This is a genomic window from Neolewinella lacunae (assembly GCF_014349155.1).
GTDB lineage: Bacteria > Bacteroidota > Bacteroidia > Chitinophagales > Saprospiraceae > Neolewinella > Neolewinella lacunae.
The window spans coordinates 14,139-35,448 of record NZ_JACSIT010000143.1; the positions used below are offsets into that span (position 1 = coordinate 14,139).

The 21,310-nt window shown below is 58.0% G+C and carries 18 protein-coding genes; 12 read left to right on the forward strand and 6 right to left on the reverse strand.

What is annotated here, in order from left to right; translation table 11 throughout:
* Nucleotides 1-43 precede the first annotated feature (43 nt).
* Nucleotides 44-868 (reverse strand): queuosine precursor transporter, encoded by an 825-nt coding sequence (locus H9S92_RS17620; protein ID WP_187468019.1) that lies wholly within the window; start codon nucleotides 866-868, stop codon nucleotides 44-46.
* A gap of 144 nt (nucleotides 869-1,012) precedes the next feature.
* Between H9S92_RS17620 and H9S92_RS17625 the strand changes: the two genes are divergently transcribed.
* The 7 genes from H9S92_RS17625 (at nucleotide 1,013) to bshB1 (ending at nucleotide 6,381) form a co-directional block, all read left to right on the forward strand.
* On the forward strand, nucleotides 1,013-1,909 hold the full coding sequence (locus H9S92_RS17625) for a hypothetical protein (protein ID WP_187468020.1): 897 nt from the start codon (nucleotides 1,013-1,015) through the stop codon (nucleotides 1,907-1,909).
* 240 nt (nucleotides 1,910-2,149) lie between these two features.
* Nucleotides 2,150-2,581 (forward strand): hypothetical protein, encoded by a 432-nt coding sequence (locus H9S92_RS17630; RefSeq protein ID WP_187468021.1) that lies wholly within the window; start codon nucleotides 2,150-2,152, stop codon nucleotides 2,579-2,581.
* Between the two features lie 76 nt (nucleotides 2,582-2,657).
* The gene (locus H9S92_RS17635; protein WP_187468022.1) at nucleotides 2,658-3,137 is read left to right on the forward strand and encodes a TspO/MBR family protein; all 480 of its coding nucleotides are present in this window, start codon (nucleotides 2,658-2,660) and stop codon (nucleotides 3,135-3,137) included.
* 42 nt (nucleotides 3,138-3,179) lie between these two features.
* Nucleotides 3,180-3,587, forward strand: a complete 408-nt coding sequence (locus H9S92_RS17640) for a VOC family protein (RefSeq protein ID WP_187468023.1) — start codon at nucleotides 3,180-3,182, stop codon at nucleotides 3,585-3,587.
* Nucleotides 3,587-4,015: a VOC family protein gene (locus H9S92_RS17645; RefSeq protein WP_187468024.1), complete on the forward strand. Its 429-nt coding sequence runs from the start codon at nucleotides 3,587-3,589 to the stop codon at nucleotides 4,013-4,015. Before H9S92_RS17640 ends, H9S92_RS17645 begins: the two co-directional genes overlap by 1 nt.
* Before the next feature lie 154 nt (nucleotides 4,016-4,169).
* On the forward strand, nucleotides 4,170-5,570 hold the full coding sequence (locus H9S92_RS17650; protein WP_187468025.1) for an L-serine ammonia-lyase: 1,401 nt from the start codon (nucleotides 4,170-4,172) through the stop codon (nucleotides 5,568-5,570).
* A 79-nt stretch (nucleotides 5,571-5,649) separates the two neighbouring features.
* A complete protein-coding gene (gene bshB1 / locus H9S92_RS17655) occupies nucleotides 5,650-6,381 on the forward strand; it encodes a bacillithiol biosynthesis deacetylase BshB1 (protein ID WP_187468026.1) in 732 nt (243 codons plus the stop codon).
* A gap of 185 nt (nucleotides 6,382-6,566) precedes the next feature.
* Here bshB1 and H9S92_RS17660 read toward each other — a convergent pair whose 3' ends face one another.
* Nucleotides 6,567-7,901: a polysaccharide deacetylase family protein gene (locus H9S92_RS17660; protein WP_187468027.1), complete on the reverse strand. Its 1,335-nt coding sequence runs from the start codon at nucleotides 7,899-7,901 to the stop codon at nucleotides 6,567-6,569.
* Nucleotides 7,902-8,173: 272 nt separating this feature from the next.
* Between H9S92_RS17660 and H9S92_RS17665 the strand changes: the two genes are divergently transcribed.
* The gene (locus H9S92_RS17665) at nucleotides 8,174-8,986 is read left to right on the forward strand and encodes a hypothetical protein (RefSeq protein WP_187468028.1); all 813 of its coding nucleotides are present in this window, start codon (nucleotides 8,174-8,176) and stop codon (nucleotides 8,984-8,986) included.
* A 163-nt stretch (nucleotides 8,987-9,149) separates the two neighbouring features.
* Nucleotides 9,150-12,512: a VCBS repeat-containing protein gene (locus H9S92_RS17670; RefSeq protein WP_187468029.1), complete on the forward strand. Its 3,363-nt coding sequence runs from the start codon at nucleotides 9,150-9,152 to the stop codon at nucleotides 12,510-12,512.
* Nucleotides 12,513-12,626: 114 nt separating this feature from the next.
* On the opposite strand, the gene H9S92_RS17675 is transcribed toward H9S92_RS17670, so the two are convergent.
* Nucleotides 12,627-13,202, reverse strand: a complete 576-nt coding sequence (locus tag H9S92_RS17675) for an L-threonylcarbamoyladenylate synthase (protein WP_187468030.1) — start codon at nucleotides 13,200-13,202, stop codon at nucleotides 12,627-12,629.
* A gap of 624 nt (nucleotides 13,203-13,826) precedes the next feature.
* Between H9S92_RS17675 and H9S92_RS22710 the strand changes: the two genes are divergently transcribed.
* Complete coding sequence (locus H9S92_RS22710; protein WP_222936156.1) at nucleotides 13,827-16,172, forward strand: PKD domain-containing protein; 2,346 nt, start codon at nucleotides 13,827-13,829, stop codon at nucleotides 16,170-16,172.
* A gap of 129 nt (nucleotides 16,173-16,301) precedes the next feature.
* Here the strand turns inward: H9S92_RS22710 and H9S92_RS17685 are convergent, their stop codons facing one another.
* Nucleotides 16,302-16,685: a hypothetical protein gene (locus tag H9S92_RS17685; protein WP_187468031.1), complete on the reverse strand. Its 384-nt coding sequence runs from the start codon at nucleotides 16,683-16,685 to the stop codon at nucleotides 16,302-16,304.
* Between the two features lie 157 nt (nucleotides 16,686-16,842).
* Between H9S92_RS17685 and H9S92_RS17690 the strand changes: the two genes are divergently transcribed.
* Nucleotides 16,843-17,208 (forward strand): DUF1573 domain-containing protein, encoded by a 366-nt coding sequence (locus H9S92_RS17690; RefSeq protein WP_187468032.1) that lies wholly within the window; start codon nucleotides 16,843-16,845, stop codon nucleotides 17,206-17,208.
* Nucleotides 17,209-17,386: 178 nt separating this feature from the next.
* Nucleotides 17,387-19,012 (forward strand): signal peptidase I, encoded by a 1,626-nt coding sequence (lepB, locus tag H9S92_RS17695; protein WP_187468033.1) that lies wholly within the window; start codon nucleotides 17,387-17,389, stop codon nucleotides 19,010-19,012.
* Nucleotides 19,013-19,095: 83 nt separating this feature from the next.
* Here the strand turns inward: lepB and H9S92_RS17700 are convergent, their stop codons facing one another.
* Together H9S92_RS17700 and fbaA are read right to left on the reverse strand one after the other, a co-directional pair.
* Nucleotides 19,096-19,824 (reverse strand): MIP/aquaporin family protein, encoded by a 729-nt coding sequence (locus H9S92_RS17700; RefSeq protein WP_187468034.1) that lies wholly within the window; start codon nucleotides 19,822-19,824, stop codon nucleotides 19,096-19,098.
* A gap of 154 nt (nucleotides 19,825-19,978) precedes the next feature.
* Nucleotides 19,979-21,055, reverse strand: coding sequence for a class II fructose-bisphosphate aldolase (fbaA, locus tag H9S92_RS17705; protein WP_187468035.1), 1,077 nt, complete (start codon nucleotides 21,053-21,055; stop codon nucleotides 19,979-19,981).
* Nucleotides 21,056-21,310 lie beyond the last annotated feature (255 nt).

The window sequence follows — 21,310 nt, forward strand, 5'->3', positions numbered from 1 at the left end:
GCCCCTCTTCGTGTTCTTAGTGGTTCAAAAAAGAGCGAAGCGCTCACCTCCCCGCTCGCGCCTTGAGCGCTTCGGCCAGCTCGTGCCCCAAATACCGGTCGATCCAGCCATGCAGAAGGTAAATGACCGGCGTCAGCACCACGGCCATCAGGAACTTGAACGTATACTGGACGGTGGCTACTGCCAGAATCCGGGACCAGGGCCAGGGATCCGCTACGCCGCCGAAGAGTTCCGGGCCCAGCTTGAAGGCGACGATGAGCACCACCAGGCTGTCTACCAGCTGGCTGACTACCGTCGAGCCCGTTGCCCGCAGCCACAGCCGTCCTTCGCCCGTACGGCCGCGGATGCGTTGGAAGACGAAGACGTCCGTCAGCTGCGCCAATAAAAAGGCCGCCAAAGACCCCACAATGATGAACAACCCCTGCCCAAAGGTAATGGCAAAGGCCGCCTGGCTATCCGGCACATTACGCGCCGCCGATTGCACCACCCACCAGTCGGCCGGTGCCAACTGGATGGCCGCAAAAATCATCAGAAAGGCGTAGGAAATCAGCGCAACGGTCAGGAAACTCAGCATCCGGACGCCCCGCCGGCCGTAGTACTCGTTGAGCAGGTCCGTCATCACGAAAACGATGGGCCACAGCACCACACCCGCCGAGAATTGCAGCGCACCAATTTCGCCGAAAAGGTTAAAATTCCAGGCGGCAATGCCCAGCGTGTCTTCGAGGGCAAAGATTTTTACCCCGATCAGTTCGGCTACCAGGGCATTGGCCACGAAGAAGCCGGCCAGAATGATGAACAGGCGGCTGGGGCGGTAAGTGATTACGTCTGCCGGAGCAGTGAGCGTGGGCGTAGGGCCAGAATGTGGCATTGAGCTGGGTGATTGTCTGACAAGAGCTAACCCTACAATGCAGGCGCGTAAAGGTTTGTTGCGACAGCCCAAACCAACGATTTTTACCTACTTTGCGTCTTGGTAGACACATGACCTCTTTTTGCTAGTTCACCTTTATCACGCATGCGAACTTCCCTGTTAATTCTGGCGCTGTTGGTGGCCACCGCGCTCGCCGGGCAATCCTACCGCTCCCGCATCCACTACAAAGTCAAGTTGGGCGACGAAAAGCAGCTGCACCAACTCATTTTGCTGGACTACACCAAGCTCCTCGGTACTGCCCTCGATATTCAGGCCGACTCGATCTACTTCCGCCTGCGCAGTGCCGATGAAGTGTCGGTCATTCCGCTCGCAGAGATGCGTTTTTTGGGAGAATTCGTCGTTGGGCAATCGGCCTTGTCCGTACCGCGTGTCCCTCCGCCGCTCACTGACCTCACCTACGAGCGTACGGCCCTGCCCTTCAACGGCCGGGGGCAGCTACGCATCATCAACCTCGTTTACGGGGTAGCGGAGTTGAACCTCAACCAAAACCTGCAGGTCGGGCTTGGCGTGGCGGGGCCACTGGGGCTGCTCTCTACCCAGCGCCTGCGCTTCAGCCTCAACCCTCAGCTCCACCTTGGGATCAGCAACCAGGTTCTTTTCCCGCCTTTCAACCAGGGCAACGGCCAAGGCATTTTTGCCATTGGCGACCTCACCACGATACTTACCATCGGCTCGGAGCGGCGCTTTTTGAACCTCGGCACGGGCATTTTCTACAACCGCGATAATGGCGATGGGCCCGTACCCCTGCATCGCATCGGCATCGGCGGCAGGGTAGGGGAGCGGTGGCACCTTTACAGCGAAGTACTCATGTCGCTCGATCGGAGTTTCAACTTCCCGCAACTTCAGATTTTTCCTTCGTTTACGGCCAGCGTCGGGGCCCGCCGTCACCGCTGGCAACTTGGTGTTTTTACGGTGGTGCTCGACGAAGATTCCTTTTTTCCGCCGCCGCTGCCGTACGTAGGTTACGCTTATTATTGGTAAGTGTTTTTCTTCGCAGTATTCCACGCTGGGCGCGGCCGCAGGTGCAGTGGGGATGATGGACAGGCCCCGGCACTGACGTGGCCCCCGGCTCAGCCAGCCTGGCCAAGGGAAAGTACTTACAGCAAACGGGTAGAGCGGGGGTTGGCGGATTGGATGGTTCAACCATATAACCCGATCATAATTGGTTCGCCAGGGATCACCTCCATCTTCTTATCTTTACCTCGCAACAACCCACCCGCAATGCGTTTTTTTTCCGTCCTCCTTTTGTTTTTGGCCCTTTTGCAAGGCTGCGGCAATTCTGCTGCCGAGCCCACCGCCGGGACGCCTTCCGCAAGTGCGGAGTCCGGCACTACGGACGAATCACAGGACGTCCTGACCGTCCGCTACCGCTCCGATGGCTTCTACCCCGGTATTGCGAGCGAATGGCTGGAGGTAACCTACGATAGCGAAACTCCCACCATTCTTTCCGTTGTCTATTGGAGTTCGGACGATGAAACCAGGCAGGAGATGGAGATTCTGGAGCAGAGTTTCTCCGCAGGGGAAATCAGTGGCTACTCCGGGCAGCTCGCCTTCCCCGGCCAAGACCCCATTGGCTTTGGCAGCATCGAAGACCGTTTTAACTTCGTTCACGACGGTGATCGTTTTCAGGAGTTTGAACTGGAAGAAGAATAGCGCTTAACTCACCGCTGCACCCTGCGCCAGGGAATGTCATTCCCCCCACGGCAGGGGCAGCTAAATCAATACCAAAATGCTGTTGGAAATCTTCATGAGCGTAATGATCTTTTACGGCATTTTAATCGCCGTAAACCTTCCGGCACCCTGGCTGGGCCTGGAATTTGAGAGCGGTGAAACGCCCAAATTATGGTATGCGCCTCCCGGCTACCTTATCCCCATCGTCTGGTTCGTACTTTTTACTTTGTTGGGAATCGGTAGGTATCTGCTCCTGCGAGCGGGTGGGGGAGATTACCTCTGGTGCTTATACGGATTGGCCCTGCTCTGTGCGGCTTACGCTTACTACACCCTAGGTTTTGCCAGACTCACCAATATCTCAGCCTTGTGGTTTGGCCTGGCCGGGAATACCGTAGTTATTCTGTTTGCTGCTTTTGCCGTTTATACATTATTGCCCGTGGAAAAAACAGCGGCCCTGCTTACCCTGCCGGTGATTGTGTGGACCGCCTTTGCCAGCCTGATCGTGATCGGCGAATTAAGGCTGGCGAAACTCCTGTAATTCCTGCCCCGCTCTTCCCAAAAAATAACCCACCCATCTGCCATGGAAGTAAAATCCATCTACGTTAACCTTCCCGTTCGCGACCTGGCCAGGACCCGGAGCTTTTGGACCACCCTGGGCTTCACCTTCAACGAAGATTTTTCTGACGATAAGGCCTTGTGCCTGGTGTTGAACGAGGGGCTAATGTATTCCATGCTCATCAGCCATGAATACTTCACCACTTTCACCAACCGACCCGTTTCCGATGGAACCACTACCCAGGTCCTGGTGGCCATCCAGGTGGACCGCCGGGAGCAGGTGGATGAGATCGTAGGTCTGGCCTTGAAGAACGGTGGCACCCGCTACAAGGAAAGTACCGATCACGGCTGGATGTACTACGACTGCTTTGCCGACCCCGACGGCCACCAGTGGGAAGTGATGTTTATGGACGTCAGCACTATCTCCGCATAATGGCCGCAAAAGCAATTTACACCTGCCTTTGGTTCGACGGAAAAGCCCAGCAGGCCGCTGAATTCTACTGCTCCGTTTTTCCCTCCTCCCGCATCCTCTTTGCCAACCAAACGGTGGTAAACTGGGAGTTGAATGGCCAGAAATTCATGGGCTTGAACGGTGGACCCCGGTTCACCTTCAGTGAAGCCATCTCCCTGGTAGTCGACTGCGACACCCAGGAAGAAATCGACCACTACTGGAACCACCTAACCGCCGATGGGGGGCAGGAAGGACGCTGCGGCTGGCTAAAAGATAAGTTTGGCGTTTCCTGGCAAATCATCCCCACCATACTGCCCGCCCTGCTGAGCGACCCCGGGAAAGCGCCCAGGGTGATGGCTGCGTTTATGCAAATGAATAAGTTCGACCTGCAAACCCTGCTGGAGGCGTGAGCGGTGACCCTGCTGCAAAATTTTAATTTCTCTTTGGGGAGACCAGAACCGGGCGCAAGCCGACGCAGCTCAGGTTGCGAGAATCCGCCTTATCATTACCCATCTTTTCCGTCTTGCCCCTTCCCTAACCACCACCGTCAATTTCCCCCTAACCATGCCAGCCATCAGTGTCTTCGATATTTTCAAGATCGGCGTAGGTCCGTCCAGCTCCCATACCATTGGCCCATGGAAGGCGGCACTGGAATTTGTTGCCACCTTGCCTCCTCTTTCCTTTGATCGCCTGGAGGTCCGCCTCTACGGCTCGCTGTCCAAAACGGGCCGCGGCCACGCCACCGATGCGGCCGTGCAACTTGGCCTGCTGGGCCACGTTGCCGAAAACATCGCCTCCGAACGCATCCCCGAGTACCTGGCGGAACTCAAAGAAAGCGGTATCCTGGCCATCAACGGCCAATTTCTGCCCTTCTCGCCCCAGCGCGACATCGTCTTTACCAATCTCAACCACAAGAGCCACCCCAATACGCTGGAATTCCTGGCCTACGCCGGGGAAACGGTGGTCCACCAGGCCACCTACGCTTCCCTGGGCGGGGGCTTCATCCGCCGCGTGGGGGTGGTGCCCAAGGGCAAGCGCGTGAAATTGCCCTTTCCCATCGATAAGGGGACCGATCTGCTGGCCCACGTTGATGCCGCCGACTGCTCCATTGCCGCACTCGTTCGCCGCAACGAAGAATCGCTGCGCCCCCGCGCCGAAGTAGATGCCCGCCTCCAAACGCTGTTCCAAACGATGAAAGAAGCCGTATACCGGGGCTGCACGACGGGTGGAACCCTGCCGGGGGGCCTCAACGTCCAGCGCCGCGCCAAGGCCATTTGCACCGAGCTGCTCGATGCCCGCCCCTTTGCCGATCTGCCCAGTTGGGAAACGCGCATCCGCGGCGCGTACCAGGATTTCAACACGGTCAATAAGTGGGTCAGTTGCTTCGCCCTGGCCGTCAACGAGGAAAACGCCGCCATGGGCCGCATCGTCACTGGCCCCACCAACGGTGCCGCTGGCGTGGTTCCGGCCGTTCTCCTCTATTACTACTTTTTCTGCACCGATTACGACGCGCCCAACGTGGAGGACTTCCTGCTCACGGCCGGGGAAATCGGTTCTCTTTTCAAAAAGGGTGCCACCATCTCTGCGGCCGTCGGGGGCTGCCAGGCGGAGATCGGGGTGTCTTCGGCCATGGCGGCGGGCGGACTAACCGAAGTGCTCGGCGGCAGCCCCCGGCAGGTGCTCATGGCCGCCGAAATTGCCATGGAGCACCACCTGGGCCTGACCTGCGACCCCGTCGGCGGCCTCGTCCAGATCCCCTGCATCGAACGCAATGCCATGGGGGCCATCAAGGCCATCACCGCCGCCAACCTTGCCCTGGCCGGCAACCCTGCCGACAGCAAAGTCGACATCGACACCGTCATCAAAACCATGTGGCACACCGCCAAGGCGATGAATCACAAATACAAAGAAACATCCCTCGGCGGCCTGGCCTTTAACCTGCCCGTCGTCATACCCGAGTGTTGAGTACGCTGGCCCGGCTTCCACCGCTCCTGTTGTCTCTACCCTGCACCTGCGTTTAGCGCCCCCATGCTACATTTGCGCTATGGAAATTGATATTCTCGCCGTTGGCGTACACCCCGATGATGTGGAGCTGAGTGCTTCCGGAACCCTGCTGCGCCACATCGAGCTGGGCTATTCGGTGGGCTTACTGGACCTGACGCGCGGCGAGCTCGGCAGCCGGGGGACGGGCGAAATTCGCACCCGCGAGGCTTTGGATGCGGCTGAAAAACTCGGAGCGAAATTCCGGGTAAATCTCGATCTCCCCGATGGGTTTGCCCAGTACAGCGAGGATACCATCAAAAAAATAATTCCCATCTTGCGCCAGTACCGACCCAAAATCGTGCTGGCCAATGCCCTGGACGACCGCCACCCAGACCACGGCCGCGCCGCTAAAATCGTCGCCGACGCCTGCTTTTATTCCGGACTGCTCAAAATCGAAACCTTCGGTGCCGACGGCCAAGCGCAGGAACGCTGGCGACCCGACGCCGTTTACCACTATATCCAGGACCGCAACCGAAAACCAGATTTTGTGGTGGACATCAGCGATTACCTGAATAAAAAAATGGCCATTATTCGCTGCTTTAAATCCCAGTTCGATGATCACCTGCCCGGAGAATACAGCGCCGAGGTAAGTACCCCCATCAGCGGAGCGGATTTTATGGCCTTTATCCGCGCCAAAGCCCGCAGTTTTGGCCGCGAGGCGGGCTTTGAATTTGCGGAGGGTTTTGAGGCTTCGCGCTATCCGGGGGTGCTGAATTTATTTGACCTTAAATAAGGGTGTCGGGTAGCTTCGCTCCTTTTTTGGACCACTAAGAACAAGAAAAGGGGCTAAGGTTTTTGGGGAGCTTCGCTCTTGATTTTGAACCACTAAGTTCACTTAGAAAAGTAAGGGTCACAAAGTTTTTTTTAATCAAAAATATTAGTGTTCATCTTATTGTTTTTAGGGCTTCAAAAAATAATTTAAGATAAATCATTTATTATACCCACGTACATCTCGCTCCACCCCGCCCAGCCGTAACTTTCTGCGAAACTGCTGTTGTGCCAAAGCAGCGCAAAATCCCCGCCGTGGGGCCGTACTTTCTGGGCAAGAGAAAGCACTTTTTCGCGGGCGTCGGTAGCGTTTAATCCGAGGTAATTTTTCAGGGTAACGTCCATGGCCGCGAAGGGATGAACACTGAGGCCGGTGGCTTCTTCCCGTTCCAGATCATACCAAAAAAAGGGCAGGTTGGTGCCGGCGCGCCAGCCCACGGCATCAGCGTAGCCCATGCTGTACTCGTGGGTGATGCCCGCCAGGCGCAGTTGCCGGTAAGTATCGGGCAGGCGAAAGCGCAAAAAATGTTGGCGGGCGTGCTGCACCCGGTGGCCGAGTATCCGGGCGAGCCGTTCGGTTTCTTCCCGCAGCAGGGCAGGGTCGGTACTGCTGCGGTAGCTGGGGTGGATGCCATGCGTCACTGCGGCCGGGACGTTTTGAAGCAGGTGCACTTGGGCGGCGGGAATGGGGTAGGGGTTGGGGTCATGACGGCTCCCGTTATCGGCCAGCAGCCAAAAAAGCTGGATTTTGTCCGTAGGGCGCTGCCGCAGGTGCAGGGAAAAGATGAAGGGCAATGTGGCGAAGGGGTCATCATCCGCTGCCGTGGTGAAGCGTTGCCAGGCACGGCGCCAGTGCCCCGTCAGTACATCCCGCAGGCCCGCCGCAACTCCCCGCCATCCCCGGTGCTGCCAGGCCCAGGGGATGTCGATGTCGTACGTCGGCCGCAATATCATGGGCTCCACCCGCTCCGGCAAGCCCGGGAAGACCTGGCGCAGTTCCGTCCTCAGGGCACAGGCCCACTCCCGTACCACCGGACGTTCCAGAAAGCCCGCACGGTAGGCCAGGCTGGCCGTGGCGGGGAAGCGCCCGTGGGCATCCGAAACAAAATCCTGGTACTCCTCGTAGCGGGAGAGCTGGTAGAAAATGCAGGCCAGCAGGTCGTAGCCTTCCATTCCAAGAGGGCCAACGACGGGGAAAAACACGGGCAAGTCACCGTCTTGGACGGGAACCAAGTCTTTCGCGCCCGGTGCTGCACCACTCATGAAGGGGTGCGCCGGCCAGGCCACGTAGGGCGGGGCCTCCGGACTGAGCTTCGGTTGGCCGTAGACCACCCTGGCTTCGCTTTCCGCCGCCAGCCATTGTTCTTCGCGGGTGAAAAGCCGGAAACGGTAGCCCAGGTCGGCCCCGATTTCGTGCAAAACGTAGCGCAGACGCGGATGGCGGTGCGGACTCAAAACGGCAATGGCGGGCGCTGGCTTCGGCATTTCCCGGGCAAGGTACGGAGTCGATCCGGTACCATCTATCCTGTGGTTTTTAAGACTTCCATTGCACCTGCGCCCGCGCCGTACAGCCAATTGTGTACCAATTTCCCCTGGCGCTCCCTTTTAGCGCCCAACCGTGAAGAACCCAAACGGTGGATGGCACCGTACCTTGTCATCTTACTACCAAATCACCATTTTTCCCCCGTTCGCGGGCTGCGGTGACAACATTTGGACAAAAATTACTGTCTAATCACTAATTCCCTTATCTTGTCAGTATGTTACGAACCCTCCTCCTCTTCGGCTTGACCTGCGTTTTCTCCGTTCTTGCTTACGGGCAGCAGCGCATTCCCGCTAATCAGAACATCTACGGGGTAGGAAACCGTGGAATCATCTACGATAATGAACTGAATTTTAGCCTGGCCCTGGCGACCCCGCGGGACATCTTCCTGGGCGTACGCGCCGGGAAGTTGGTCAGCTACGATAAGATGAAGTACTGGTCGGCCTCCATCGGCAGCATCCGCCACAGCCGGGAACGCCGCGAAAACCCGGAGCGCATCAACTTCCTGACCAACCGCGTAAGCCGGTCTTACACCTTCGGTAAAGAAAACCAGCTTTACGCCCTGCGTGTCGGCTTCGGTACCCGCAAGTACCTGAGTGAAAAAGCCCGCGTAAAAGGCGTTGCGGTGGGCTATTCCTACGAGATAGGACCCAGCCTCGGCATCCTCAAGCCTTACTACCTGGAGGTGTACGCCGATGAACCGGGCAACCAGGGCATCATCGTCGACGTACGCCACGACGGCACCAATACGGCAGAATTTCTTAACCAGGACCGCATCTTCGGCGCTTCGGCCTGGACGGTGGGCCTCGGTGAAGTCTCCCTGCGCCCCGGTATTCACGGCAAGTTTGCCACTCACTTCGGCTTCGGTGCTTACGACGAGGTCGCCAAATCCCTGGAAGCGGGTATACTGGCCGACTTCTTCCTCGGCGAAACCGACTTGATGATCGAGAGTGAGCTCACCCCCGGAGTAACCAATACGCCGTTCTATCTGAGTTTGTACCTCAAGGTGCAGTTGGGTAAGCGCTGGTAAGGCCCGCAATGGCGTGGAGTGCACGGGAATTGATTATTCTTTCTTTGTCTTGGGGCTGACCTTTCCTTTGAAGAGGTTTACCTTTGAGTGGGTAACCAACTTCGAACACGAACCAGGGCCGCTGCCGTAGCAGGTGGCCAGTGGTAAGGTAGCTTCCTGATGTATGCAGTACCGCGTTTTTTTCCTTCTTCCTTTCCTCTGGTTTTGGGCGTGCAATGGGAGTGAGCAGGCTTCCGATGCAAACGATGCCCCTTCCGCAGGTAACGGCCCCACCTTTACGCTGCAGCCCCCCTCCACCACCGGCCTTGATGTGATGAACAGCGTAGACCTGGACTTTGAGTTCAACTACGACTCCTTTGCTTACCTATTGAATGGGGCCGGAATTGGGGTATTGGACTATGACCTCGATGGCTTGCAAGACCTGTTTTTCGTTAGCAATCAGCACGCCCACCGGCTCTTTCACAACGAAGGCGACTGGAAGTTTACCGACGTAAGCACGGCCGCAGGGATTGGGGCTACGGGAGGTTTTTGTACGGGTGTCTCAGTAGCAGACGTCAACGCCGACGGCTACCCTGATCTGTACATTTCCCGGACCGGAACGGATGCTAAGGCGGCAGATGGCAGCCGCCGCAATCTCCTCTTCCTCAACCAAAAGGATGGGACCTTTATCGAGGCAGCCCGGCAGTTTGGCCTGGATAGTGACCACCCTTCCACCCAGGCCACTTTCTTTGACTACGACGGCGACGGCGACCTGGATTGCTATCTGCTCAATACGCCAACGGATTTTAAATTGGTCAACCGCGTAAGGGTATCCCAGGCGGCCAATGGCGCCATCAGCAGGGTTTTGGGCCCAATCAAGCCTTACGAATCCGACCAACTGTTCAGAAACGATGGGGGGAAGTTTACCGATGTCAGCGCGGCCGCGGGTATCGTCAACCGGGGATTCGGGCTCAGTGTAGCCATCTATGATTTCAATGATGATCAGCTCCCCGATATCTACGTCGCCAACGACTACGTTGACCCCGATCACCTGTTCATCAACCAGGGCAACGGGACTTTTGTCGACGAGAATTTCCGTTACTTCCGCCACACCACGCTCAGCTCAATGGGCTCGGACATTGCCGACCTCAACAATGACGGGCTTGCCGACCTGGTTACTTTGGATATGCTGGCGGAAGACCTCGTTCGGCAAAAACGCCTCGAAAATGGGATGCGGCCAGACCGCTACAACTCCCTGGTCCGTTTTGGCTACGGCCACCAGTTTATGCGCAACCAAATGCAGATCAATACGGGAACCGGCTTTGTCGATTACGCTGAATTGGCGGGTATTGCGGCAACGGACTGGAGTTGGGCGCCCCTGCTCGCCGATTTCGATAACGATCGCCACGTAGACCTCTTCGTCAGCAATGGCTACCACTACGACGTTGGCGACCTGGATTTTATTGAGTTTACCTCCGACTCGATCCGGGCCAAGGGAGGAGCAACGCGGCAACAGTTCAGCACTTACGCCGATTACCTCAAACTCATTCCCAGTAATAAAGTCAGTAACTACCTCTACCGCAACAACGGCGACCTCCGCTTCACCAACGTAACTGCCGCCAGCAACCTGGCCCAGCCCTCTTTTTCCACGAGTTCCGTGTACGCCGACCTGGACAATGATGGGGACCTAGACTTGATCGTTGGTAACCACGGAGAGCCGCCTTTCGTATACCGCAACGAAACGGTGGAGTCCGGGCAGTCCGGTAGCTGGTTGCAGGTTACCGCCGCCGGTGGGCAAGCCAACCCGTTGGGCTATGGCCTGGCCGTCAGTGCCTTTGTGGGGGAGGAAGAAATCTTCCGCCAGCTGTATCCCGTTCGGGGATTTCTCGGCACCACCCAGGGGCCATTGCACTTCGGCTTGGGCAATGCCAAGCGCATTGACCGCCTGGAGGTGCGTTGGCCAGACGGCAAAACCCAGGTTTTGGAAAATGTAGCCGTCAACCAGATCCTTCGCCTCAGCCACCAGGAAGCCAGCCGGAAAAGCATTCCTTCCGCTCCGGCGCCGGCTCCGTTGTTCACCTACCCCGCCGATCAGCGCGGGCTGAATTTTGTGCACGTAGAAAATCCCTTTGACGACTTTGACCGCCAGAGTCTGCAACCCCGGATGCTTTCCCGCGAAGGACCCGCCTTGGCCGTGGGCGACGCCAACGGTGACGGTTTACAAGATGTTTTGATCGGCGGGGCCAGCGGCCAAAGTGCCAGCCTGTACTTACAAACCAGCGCTGGCGCATTTTCCGCCGCCACTTATCCCTTTCCCCCGGATCACCAGCGCTTCGAGGACGTCGCCGCCCTGTTTTTTGACGCCGATGGAGACGGTGACCAGGACCTCTACGTCGCCTCCGGCGGCAACGAAGCAGCACCCGATGACCCCGTCTACCAAGACCGGTTCTACCGCAACGAAGGTGGAAAATTTGCGTATGCCCCCGCCGCCCTCCCGACCCTGCGGAGCAGCACGGCCCAGGTAGTGCCCATCGACTTTGACCAGGATGGAGACCTGGACTTGCTGGTGGGCGGTCGGACCCTCCCCGGTAACTACCCCTTAGCTCCCCGTTCTTACCTGCTCCGGAACGACGGAGGGAGTTTTACCGACCAAACACAGGCCATTTTCCCCGCTCTGGAATCCATCGGAATGGTTACCGCCATCGCCCAGGGGCAAATTCTCGGAGATGAACAAGCGGAAGTCGTCATCGCCGGAGAATGGATGCCCATTCAGGTCTTCTCTTTCCGCGACGGCGTTTTTACCCTCAGCAGTTCCATCCCTAACAGCACGGGCTTTTGGCATGCCTTACTGCTTGCGGACCTGAACGGCGACGGGAGCAACGAAATAGTAGCGGGCAATGAAGGGCTAAATACCCGCTTTAAGCCTTCTCCCACCCGGCCCGTCATGTTGTATGCCGCCGATTTTGATGGCAACGGAACGATCGATCCCATCCTGACCGTTCCAGGCCCGGCCGGAAATCAGCTACCCGTAACCACCAAAGCCCAGATGCTCAAGCAGATGCCGGGCCTGAAAAAACGATTTTTGCGGACGAGTACCTACGCCAGTGCCGACATCAACGATTTGTTTGGGGCCGAAGAAATTGCCCAGGCCAAACAGTTGAGCGTCGATCACCTGAGCTCTACCATCTATAAATTTGCAGACGGACAATGGCAAGCCACGCCGCTGCCCAATTCCGCCCAGACCTCCCCGGTCCGGGCCATCCGGCAGGGCGACTTCAACCAGGATGGTCTCCCCGATTTACTCATGGTAGGCAACGACTACGGCGTACACGTAGAAACTGGCCGGGCCGACGCTGGAAACGGCGTATTGCTCCTCAACGCCGGAGACGGGAAATGGACGACGCTCCCGAACCGGGAACACGGTTTCTGGGCCAGCCTGGACGCACGCAACCTGCAATCCATCCCCCTTTCCGATGGACGAACCGGTTGGGTGGTAGTGAATAATGCTGGTCCGGCGGCCCTTTTCCTTTGGTCGCCACCAAATTAGCAAAGCACTGATTTTCCCGGGCCGATGCCTTTTAGTGTCAAGGGCCGCAGCCTGCCGGAGGAAAGGACTTTGGGCGCGACGAAGGGCGGGACTAAAGAAGCCCAGGCCCGTCTGTTACCGCAAAAACTCCAGCTCTTCACCTTCTCCGAGCCGGACCCGGACTGTGGTATGGGTACCCAGTTCCTCCTGTTGACGACGCTGCACCGTGTAATCCGCCGCCCGCAAAACATCGGAACGGACGCGTCCGAAGCGCGTCGGCAATTCCGTGTCATCGGGTCCGATGGCCAGGCAGGCGACCAGCGGCGCTTCCAGGTCTTCGCACAGCCGATAGCAAAAGCTATCAAAGGCAATGCGTACGGCTACTTCACCGCGCTGATCGTGCAGGCGCAGGGGGATGTTGCGCCCGGCGGGCACGTGGAGAGTAAGTGGCCGGCGGTGGTAGGCCAGCAAGGTCTCCAGCTTGGGGTGCAACTGCGGGCACCACTGCCGCAGCGTTTCCAGGTCAGAAAAAATGAGCTCCGGGCGGTTCACCCGCGAAGGAGGGCAGGCAGCCAAAAGTTTGGTGATTGCCTGGGGCTGCTGGACGTGGGCCACCACCTGCCAGAGGTTGGCGGTGGGCAGCAGCACGATGCCACCGCCGTGCAGGGTGGAAAGTGCCCGGGAGCCTAAGGGCGGTAACGGGGGGTGCATTTCTGGAATCGGGTTAGTCCTTGTGTTCATGCTGTATGGGAAAGATTGGCCGCAAGCCCGCAGGCCGCCAAATGGTTGCAATTCCTAAGAGCTTCTCTAAAATTTTTAAGAACTGATAATCAATGACTTATGGTTCTGGCCAGAGAAAAAATTGCGCGCATAGTGGACTACGTAAGCCATTTTTTGTGACGCCAGGTTCATAAGTGATTGCTTATCAGGAAGTAAAAATTTAGACAAGCTCTGAGCCCCGGGGTAGAATATGACTCGGGTAGTGCGCCAAAGTACTTGTCCGCTTACCTGACCCTGACCCTGCCGTAACACAAAACACAGTTGTTATGCGGCCTTGCCGAAGGTGATAAGCACTTAAGTCAGCTTTTCATATACCAAAATCAAACGTCCCAACGGGCGCTGCGTGAGCGCTACGACCAACCCTTACCGCGAATCGCACAGTAGAAGCTCCGGCCGTAGAAAAAATTTAATTTTCAGGACTACCAAATCCAGCCCAGCAGGCTTGGCGGGAGACGGCGAACCGACATATTAACTTTCCCGACGATCCAAAGACCGTATTCAGACTAGGAAACTGTATTTTGCCGTTCAGATTGTACGTGGTCTAAAATTTTAATAGTGCGCATCCCTCAACTCCTTTTTGGCCGCATTCCCTTGCTGCTGGCCTTTGCCCTGTTTTCCGCTTCTGAACTCTACGCCGGCCACATCGTGGGCGGTGAGTTCACCTACACCTGCCGTGGCTTCCGCAACAACGACCCCAACACCAACATCCGGGTGTACGACGTGCGGATCAATATGTACCGCGACTGTATTGGCCAGGGAGCGTACTTCGACGGGGCCCGCGAAGGACAAGGTCCCAATGGGGAATTCAGCGGCCCCGGCCACATTTCCATTTACAATGGGCTGACCCTCTTCGATCCCACTTTTAACATCGTCCTGGGCCAGGTTTCCAGCGTGCCCATCAACCTCGGTAACCCTTGCCTGGTCATCACCGAAGACATTTGTCAGGAAATCGGCGTTTACGAATTTACCGTGGAACTGCCTGTCTCCAATCAACCCTATACCCTCACCTACCAGCGCTGTTGCCGCAACCCAGAAATTACCAACCTCGTCCGGCCGGGTGATATCGGCACCACCTACTTTATAACGATCACCCCCGAAGCCCAACGGCGCTGCAACGCCAGTCCGGACTTTAACATCGACCCGCCCATCGCCATTTGTGTCAACGAAGTTTTTCAGATTGACCTGGGGGCCACCGACCGCGAAGGCGATAGCCTGGCCTACAAATTCTGCGACCCAGTGCTCGGCGGCGGACTCGATGGCCTCAACGGCCCTACCAGCACCAGTACCACTTTTGACGATATCATCCCACTGATCGAATCCCCGCCACCCTATGCACCAGTAGATTTTCGTTTTCCCCAGTTTGACCTCAATAATCAATTGGGGCAGGGCAGCGTACTGGAGATTGACCCCCTCACCGGCCTACTCAGCGGGCGCCCTATTTTTCGGGGTATCTTCGTGCTCGGCGTCTGCGTCGAGGAATGGTCGCGCGATTCCGTCCCCATCCTCCTCAGCGAAACCAAACGCGAATTCCAGCTGGCCGTAAACCTCTGCGGCAACCAGGTTTTTGCCGACCTGCTGGAAACGGAACTGGACGACCAGGGGCGCTTCTTCATCCGCCAGTGCGGCCCCGGCACCAATACCATCATCAACCAGAGTACCAACGTAGACTTCATATCCACTTACGACTGGATCCTCGACGGTCCCGAAGGCATCCTCACCGGCAACAGCCGTGATTTTGTCACCAACATCACTACGACCGGCGTATACGAAGGCACCATGATCCTGAACCGCAATTCCTTCGCCCAAAACTGCATCGATACCGCCGTTTTCCTCCTCGGGGTTTTTCCCGATGCGACCGCCGATTTTGAATTCGCCGAGCCGGGATGCAACGACGAGCCGATTGACTTTTTGGACCGCTCCACCCCCGATGGCGACAACACCATTGTGGAGTGGGAGTGGGATTACGCCGACGGCTCCGCCCTTGACCCCCGGCAGAACCCCCGCCACCGCTACAACCAGCCAGGCGTCTTTCCCGTCCGCCTGAGCATTACCGACAACAACCGCTGCACCGCCGAAGTCACCAAGCCGGTAACCTACTTCCCCACGCCGCGGACCATCCTCATCGAGCCCGACCCCGGCTTCGGCTGCGTCCCCTACACCAAGCAATTCATCAACCTGAGCCGGCCGATCAACGACCAGTATATTTTTGAATGGGAGTTTGGCGACGGCGCAACCGGCGACGTGGCCAGCCCTACCCACGTCTACGAACGAACCGGCATTTTTGATGTCTACCTGGCCATCACCAGCCCGACCGGCTGCTTCGTGGATACCCTGTTCAACAGTTTGGTGGACGTGCGCAGTGCCCCCATCGCCGATTTTTTCTGGACGCCCGAAGAGCCGACCAACATCTTCCCCGACATTCGGGTCTTTGACCGCAGTATCGACGCCAACCGCAGCCGCTACGTCATTCGTAACCGCGCCGGAGAGCAGATTTTTACCACGCCGGCCCTCGACTTTGATTATACGCTGCGCGACTCCGCCACCCTCTTCATCACCCAGTTGGTGACCCACCCCAGCGGGTGCGTCGATACACTGACGAAAGACCTCAAGCTGCGGCTCGTCAATACCTACTTCATGCCCAATGCCTTCACGCCCAACGGCGATGGGCTCAACGACGTCTTTTTGCCCGAAGGCATCCTGATCGGGGCCACCGAATACCTGCTGCGGATCTGGAACCGCTGGGGCGAACTCATCTTCACTTCCACCGAGCCGCGCGTGGGGTGGGACGGCAACTTCCGGGGAACGCCCAGCCCCGGAGGTGGCTACCTCTGGGATGCGCAGTTCATCGACGTCGGCGGAGAGTTTCAGGAGTTCAAGGGTGGGGTAGTGCTCATCCGCTAAGGCCCTTCCGGATGGGGCGCGGCCGCAGGTGCCAGGCCCGCTCCTAACGGAAAAAGCCAGGGAAGTCCTCCGACCTCCCTGGCTCTTTTATCCAGTTCTACGCACCTGCGGCCGCGCCCAAATGGAGCACTAGCGGCCCTCGCGTACGAACAGGTACTGGGTGCTGCCACCCGTGGTGCTGGCGTTGCCTTCGCTGGGCAAGACCATGGCCTCGACGTATTTCCAGCCGTTGGCGATGAGGAAGTTGACGCCGTGCATGACGGAGTTGAAGCGCATCCGTTGATCGGTACGCGGGTTAACGACTTCCATGCGGTTGCGGTTGCCGCCCTGGATGCTCTGGCCGTAATCGATGAAAATCGTCACCGTGTTCGACAAAAAGCGCTCCTGGGCAATCATGCGGATCATCGAGACTTCCTCGAGGTTGTTGATGTTGACGCCATCGACGACCACCTGGCTGAAGGCGGCAGAGCTGGCGGCGAAAAGGAAGGCGATGGCGACAAAAAGCTTTTTCATTGTGATTGGTTTTACTTGTCCTTGGAAATGCTTTACCCGGCTGGTTTAGCCTTATCGGGGGTCAAGTATAGCGTTTCCTTAACAAAATAGGGACGTTGGGCCGACGTTTATACCCCACAGCCTTTCCCGGCTACAAATTTTGCCCCAAAACGAGCCTATGTTATCCATTGCCACCCTACTGCTCAGTTTTCTTCTCCCCGCCCCCCCGCCGGATGCTCCCGTGGAATGGATCAGTCCGTTGACCGTTGACGTTGGCGACATTTTGCGGGGCGAAGACCATACCCATACCTATTACTACGTCAACCTGACGGACGCTCCTTTGACGGTGGATAACGTCCGCCCCAGTTGCGGGTGTACGGCCACCGACTGGCTGGGCACGCCGGTGATGCCCAAAGACACGGGATCGATCAGCGTCACCTACGACGCGATGAACGTCGGGTATTTCCGGAAGAACGTCAAGGTTTTCTTCCGGGGTTACCCCGGCGCGCACAAACTTTGGCTCGAAGGATTCGTCGAGCCATAGGCCTTCTTGGTCTTAAGGGGCAGTGTATGGAGCTGCAAAGTATTACCTTCGCGCCGCTGGGTTTCTGCTGGCAGCCGCTACCCTTTGTTTCTCCCGCTGAATTTGCTGGCAGGGGAAATGGAGTGGGTTGGCGACTGAAGGTGTGGGCCAGACTTTTTGACCATCTGATTTTTCTTCTATGACCTGGTTAACTTGGGTGCTCCTACTCGGTTACATTGCCCTCAGTTTTGCGCTATACCGCCTGTTTCCGAAGGCGGGCAAAGCAGCTTCGGCGGCCCTCATCCCCGGCTACAACATGTGGATTGTGGCGGAGCTGGTGGGGCGCAAGCCCTGGCATGCCCTGTGGCTGTTAATTCCGTACCTCAACGTCTTCATCTTCGCGGGCTTGATGGTGGACTTGGCGCGCTCCTTTGGGCGTTTCAGCTTTGGAGAGCACGTCCTGGCAGTCATTACCTCCTGGGGTTACTTCGGCTGGCTGGGGGCAAAACCTGAGGTGCGCTACAACGGACCCATCCTGGAGGTTGAACGCGCCTACCGGCAGGAGCTGGCCGCCGCCGAAAAAACCAAGGAGAAGCGGGAGATCAACAAGGTGCACGCTGCCTATCCCCAGTTTCAAAAGCCTTTTTACCAGGACTGGGCCGAGGCTGCCATTTTTGCGATCTTCGCGGCGGCCTTTATCCGCCTGCTGCTGATCGAGTCCTACATCATCCCTACGCCCTCGATGGAGGGCAACCTGAACGTGGGGGATTTTCTCTTCGTTTCCAAGATCCACTACGGCCTGCGCCTGCCGGAGACCCTGCTGATGATTCCACTGGCCCACAACCGGGCTCCCCTCGTTGGCGGCGAAAGCTACATCGAAGGCGCTGAACTTCCCTACCGTCGCCTGCCTGCCCTGGAGGCGATCGACCGTTACGACCCCGTAGTGTTCAACGTGCCCGCCGGCGATAGCGTCTACGTCACGCCGGCGCGTACTTACTACCCACACGACGTCCGCACCGGCTTTTTACCCGCCAACGTGGCCCGTGCCGTGGAGTCGGGCCAACTGGAGCTCATCACGCGTCCCCGCGATAAGCGCGACCACTACGTCAAGCGCGCCATCGGCCTGCCCGGCGAAGTGCTGGAAATCAAGGACCGGCAGGTATTCATTGACGGCCAGCCCATTGCTGACCCTGAGAACGTCCAGTATTTCTACAAAGTCACCTTCAGCACGCCGCCCAACCGCAGCAAGTGGTCGGATATGGGCATCAGTTCTCCGCCCGGGGGCGACGATGTTTACCAGGAAAACGGCAACCTCTTCATCATCCGCCTCAACCAGGCCCAGATCGATTGGCTCAAGGGGAATGACCCCCAGGCCACCTTCGAGCCCGTTGACCAGTCGGGCGACAAAGGCATCCGCTTCTACCCCCACAACGAGCGCTACTTTGGCGAAATGCAGGTCGATAACTACGGCCCCGTCAAAATCCCTGCCCGGGGCATGACCATCAAGCTGGACGAGCGTACGCACGCCCTTTACTGGCGCGCCATCAAAGTTTACGAGGAAAATCCGAGCTATACCATGCTGAACGGACAGTTTTTCCTAGACAATCAGCCGATAACGGAGTACACCTTCCAGCAGGATTACTACTGGATGATGGGCGACAACCGCCACAACTCGGAAGACAGCCGCATTTGGGGCTTCGTTCCCGAAGACCACATCTTAGGTAAGCCCCTGTTCGTCTGGTTCTCCATCAAGGAAGGCAACCTCTTCAACGGCATCAACTGGCACCGCATCGGCCGCAACGCTTCTAAGCAGGGCGGACGCTAAAGGGTTGGCTGGCGGCTGCTGGGCTGAAGGCCCTCTCTTGCTCCATGTTACCTCGCCCGGCACCTGCGGCCGCGCCCATTGGATCAACCCGGCTGGAGCGCCAGCCAGGCCAGTGCTGCCAGGCACCCCCCTACGAGTGGCCCCACCACGGGTACCCAGGCGTAGCCCCAGTTGCTGCCGCCCTTGCCGGGGATGGGCAGCAGGGCGTGGGCAATGCGCGGCCCCAGATCCCGCGCCGGATTGATGGCATAACCGGTGGTTCCCCCCAGCGAAAGGCCGAGCGCCAACACGACCAGCGCGACGGGCAGCGCATCGAGTGCGCCGAGCTTGCCCGGGGAGTCCCCAAAAACCGGCCCGGTGATGTAAAGCACGGCCAGCACGAGCGCAAAGGTGCCGATCACCTCGGAAATGAAATTGGAGGGCATGGCGGGAATGGCCGGCCCGGTAGCGAAAGTACCCAGGATGGTTCCCTGGTTTTCTTCCGCAGCGTAGTGTGGCCGGTAGTGCAACCAGGTCAGGCCGGCACCGCAGATGGCCCCGAGCAATTGGGCCAGGAGGTAGCTGGGCACCAGAGCCCAGGAAAACTTGCCCGCAGCGGCCAGGCTTACCGTCACGGCGGGGTTGATGTGCGCGCCGGATGCTTCGGCGGAGATGAAAACGGCTACGAAAACAGCCATTGCCCAACCGAAGGTCGTCACAATCCAGCCACTTTGCAGCCCGTAGGTGTGCTTCAGGCTGGTGTTGGCGTTTACGCCACAGCCGAGGAGGATCAGCACCGCCGTGCCGAGGAATTCGCCTAAAAATGGTGTCATGATCGAAGATTGTCTTTAGTGTGCCGCCAACGTGGCCGGTTACCGAACCGGTCTGGGCTTCTGCGACCAAGGTAATCGATAATCCCCGAAAATAAAACGGGCCAGCTCCCCCGGGTGGGGAAGGTGGCCCGTTGGGTGAAAACGGTAAAAGGGCTTAGCCCAGTACGTCGACGCAGTTGAGGTCTTCGAAGGCTTGCTTGAGGCGCAGGCTGAAGGCTTCTTCGCCCTTGCGGACCCAGACCCGGGGATCGTAGAATTTCTTGTTGGGCTGCTCTTCGCCTTTGGGGTTGCCGATCTGGCCCTGAAGGTAGTCGCGGTTGGCCGCTTCGTAGGCGCGCACGCCGTCCCAGTAGGCCCACTGCAGGTCGGTATCAATGTTCATCTTGATGGCGCCGTAGCTGATGGCCTCGCGGATTTCCTCCTGGCTGGAGCCCGAGCCGCCGTGGAAGACGAAGTTGATGGGGTTATTGGCCGTCAGGGAAAGCTGTTCCTTGAGGTAGTCCTGGCTGTTTTTCAGGATGATGGGGCGCAGGGAGACGTTGCCGGGCTTGTAGACGCCGTGGACGTTGCCGAAGGCGGCGGCGATGGTAAAGCGGTCGCTGATTTTGCTCAGGGCCTGGTGGCTGGCGAAGACCTCTTCGGGTTGGGTGTAGAGGCGGCTGCTGTCTACGTCGCTGTTGTCTACGCCGTCTTCCTCACCGCCCGTGACGCCGAGTTCGATTTCAATGGTCATGCCAATTTTGGCCATCCGCTTGAAGTACTTTGCGCTGATTTCCAGGTTTTCTTCCAGGGGCTCTTCGCTCAGGTCGAGCATGTGGCTGCTGTAAAGGGGAAAGCCACGCTTGGCGTAGAATTGCTCCCCCGCCTCCAGCAGGCCGTCGATCCAGGGCAGCAGGTTTTTGGCGCAGTGGTCAGTGTGCAAAATGACGGGCACACCGTAGGCTTCGGCCATCGTGTGGACGTGCATGGCACCGGAAAGGCCGCCGACGATGGAGGCGCGCTGGTTGGCATTGCTCAAGCCTTTGCCCGCGAAAAACTGGGCACCGCCGTTGGAAAACTGGACGATGACGGGGCTGTTGAGGGCCTTGGCCGTTTCCAGTACGGCGTTGACGGTGCTGCTGCTGGTAACGTTGACGGCCGGAATGGCAAATTGCTGCTCGTTGGCGTAACGGAACAGGGCGCTTACTTCATCTCCGTGGAGGACACCGGCGCGAAAGGATTGCTTAGCCATGGGTGGTTCTTGTTTTTTGGGACCGCGAAGGTAAGGCAGATTCCGCCTCGCTTGTGAACAAAATCCCGCTTTAGTCCGCTGCCCAAATCCGCATTCGACCTGTTTTTCGGGCGCGGACGCAGGTGCAAAGGTTGTCAAAACCCAGTGTTGAGCTGCTTCCCCCCGGCCTCGGACCGTAGCTTAGCGTCGTGCCATCTCCCGGTGGCGGAGCAGCGAGGAGAGGCGAAACGGCAGGATGGCCGAAGAAGAAAAAGG